Source organism: Intestinibacter sp. (assembly GCF_051866655.1).
In the GTDB taxonomy this organism is placed as follows: Bacteria; Bacillota; Clostridia; order Peptostreptococcales; family Peptostreptococcaceae; genus Intestinibacter.
On the sequence record NZ_JBJDXL010000467.1, the window covers coordinates 1 to 2593 of the forward strand.

The 2593-nt window shown below is 28.1% G+C and carries 2 protein-coding genes, 1 pseudogene and 1 riboswitch; of the genes and pseudogenes, 2 read left to right on the plus strand and 1 reads right to left on the minus strand.

All coding sequences use genetic code 11. From position 1 onward, the window contains the following. Positions 1–676 (plus strand): TcaA NTF2-like domain-containing protein (locus ACI3VO_RS14015; protein ID WP_439758513.1); only part of this gene is annotated, 676 nt, incomplete at its 5' end. Positions 677–743: 67 nt separating this feature from the next. Here ACI3VO_RS14015 and ACI3VO_RS14020 read toward each other — a convergent pair. Next, positions 744–1730: a lipoate--protein ligase gene (locus ACI3VO_RS14020; protein WP_439758514.1), complete on the minus strand. Its 987-nt coding sequence runs from the start codon at positions 1728–1730 to the stop codon at positions 744–746. 278 nt (positions 1731–2008) lie between these two features. Beyond that, a riboswitch (Lysine riboswitch) is annotated at positions 2009–2180 on the plus strand. A gap of 100 nt (positions 2181–2280) precedes the next feature. Here ACI3VO_RS14020 and ACI3VO_RS14025 point away from each other — a divergent pair. After that, positions 2281–2593, plus strand: a pseudogene (locus tag ACI3VO_RS14025) (Na+/H+ antiporter NhaC family protein); the annotation flags it as partial.

A 2593-nucleotide genomic window follows, 5' to 3' on the forward strand; every position in this document is an offset into this window, starting at 1 on the left:
ACAAAAACCAGTGCCAAATAATAAAAATAAAAAGAAACAAAATAAATCGAGTAAAAACTTTAAAGCAATCGGTATAATATTGGCTTTTGTGATTGTATTTTTAGCAGGATTTGGTTTTGCGAAAAACTATTTTAGCGAAGACGATGATGGGCAAGTTTTAAACACTGACTATAGTAGCCAACAAAATGATGAACATTATAATAGTAGTGAAGATCAAGAAAATGAATATTATGAAGAAGAACTAGTGCAAGAAGATTTAGATCAAACAGAAAATACATATACAGATGATGATGCTATTTCTCAATCACAAATCACAGAACTTATAGATAATCTAGAATATAATTATGATGAAGCCATAAATACAGGAAATGTTGACTTGGTATATCCATATATAACTGAAACAGGTAATTTGCGTAAAAATTATGATAAATATATTCCAGAGTGGCATGAAGAAGGCTTGAGAACATATATAAAAGATGCGGATTATGGACAATTTGAATATGAAGATGGTGAATATAGAATATCAAGAGTATCTATAAATAAAGTTGTACAAAATAATAAAATACATTATGAGAAAGAATATATAGAATTTATTTTAGTAGAAAATGATAATTTAGAATTATTAGTAGATAGATGTGAAAATTATTCTATGTTAGATAGTGATTATAATTACTAAGAATAGTATGAAGACAAAAAATATAAAATCCTCTTTGTTTTTATTTAGCAAAGAGGATTTTTAAAAATTATTTAACTCCCATTATACCATCGACTAATACATCTATAGTTGCATTTAAGAAATAATCGTTTATATTGACATCTTTTAAGGCTTCCTTTATACCTTCTTCAGTATGTTTAACACCAGTCAATTTTTCTTCTATAAAAGATACATCTTCTTTACCGAAGAAATCACCGAAGAATTTGATTTCAGTTATAATTCCCTTATTTACGTTTAAGTTGAATTCAACATTTCCGCCTGGGTATTTTAATTCGTTGCTTAGAGAGAATTTTGGTGAATTTCCAAAGTTCCAATCCCAAGTGCTGTATTTTTCTTCAACAAGCTTTTCTATTTCTGCTATGTCTTTGTCAGTTAGAGTGTATGGTGTACTGTCTTTATCTGTTTTAGCTACAAAGTCCATTAAGTAATCCTTGAATTCTAAGACAGTCATAGGTTTCTTTAAATGGTCGCTTATGTTAGTTACTCTTGATTTTACGGACTTTACAGATTTACCTTCGAATTTAATAGGTTTTACCTTAAGTGCTGCTGAAACATCGTTTATTTCAGAAGAGAATAGTAAAGTTCCATGGTGCATTACTTTGTCTTTATAGTTGTATTGTGCGTTTCCAGAGAATTTTTGACCGTCGATTAATAGGTCATTTCTTCCAGAGAATTCAGCATTTATATCAAGTCCTTTTAGAGCTTCTACTATAGGCATAGTAAATCTCTTGAAGTCGCTGAAGCTGTTGTTATTGCAGGCTATAAAAGTGAAGCATAAATTTCCTAAATCATGGAAAACTGCTCCCCCGCCTGATTGTCTTCTGACTACAGTTATATTGTTATCTTTTACGTATTCGTAGTTTATTTCAGATAATGTATTTTGATTTTTACCAACTATTATTGCAGATTCATTTCTCCAAAGTAAGAATAAATCTTCTGTCGCATTTTTTAAAAAATATTCCTCCATAGCTAGATTAAAGTATGGATTTGTTCTTTCATTGTAAACTAATAGCATTAATTTATTGCCTCCTATAAATTTGTAAATTATATTATTTCAACAAAATAATTCGACATAAACTTCAATTTCCCTCTAATTTTTATTAAAAATGATATTTTTCATCAATTTAAGAAGGGATTAGAAATTTATATATATTATAATTAATAAATTTTAAATTGTAAATTTTTTAATAATTTTAAAAATTTAAATATAATTTTTATTTGAGAAAAATGGCGTATAATATTGAACTTATTGGAAAATTAATATATAATTAAATAGCATAAAAAAGTGAATAATAGTAAGGTAGAGGAGCAGTATATAAGAGTATAAATAATGAGCTAAGCGACGTAGATTTATTTAGAAAGGATATATTGCCGAAGTGTGTAGACGATTGCTTTAAGTCTATATAACTGGGGGTATACATAATATGTATATCACTGTCACTAAATGTGGAGAGCTATCATTTTAACTCATCTTTAATCACATATAAAATAGCATATCTAATTCATTAGATTTACAACAATAGTTTAGTGAACCTTTCTGATATTCATGATATTAGGAGGAGAAAATGAAAAATAAAAAAACAAAAATAGCTTTGATATCAATGATGATATTTTTGATGTCAACTGTCATGGTATTTGCTGAAGAAGTAGATATAGCACAGGTAAATGCAGACAAATACGGATTTCTAACTTTAATACCACCGATAGTGGCAATAGTATTAGCCTTTGTGACTAAAAACGTAGTTGTATCTTTGGCACTTGGAATCTTGTCAGGTGGAGTAATTCTTAATTTTGCAGGATTTAATATTTTTTACACTATAGTTCAAGCGTTCTTGGATTTAATAAATAGAGCTGTAGGATCTCTATCTGATCCTTGGA

Bases quoted from the DNA above. Each gene is read 5' to 3' on its own strand.
- ACI3VO_RS14020 (WP_439758514.1), bottom strand. From the start codon at position 1,730: ATGCTATTAGTTTACAATGAAAGAACAAATCCATACTTTAATCTAGCT.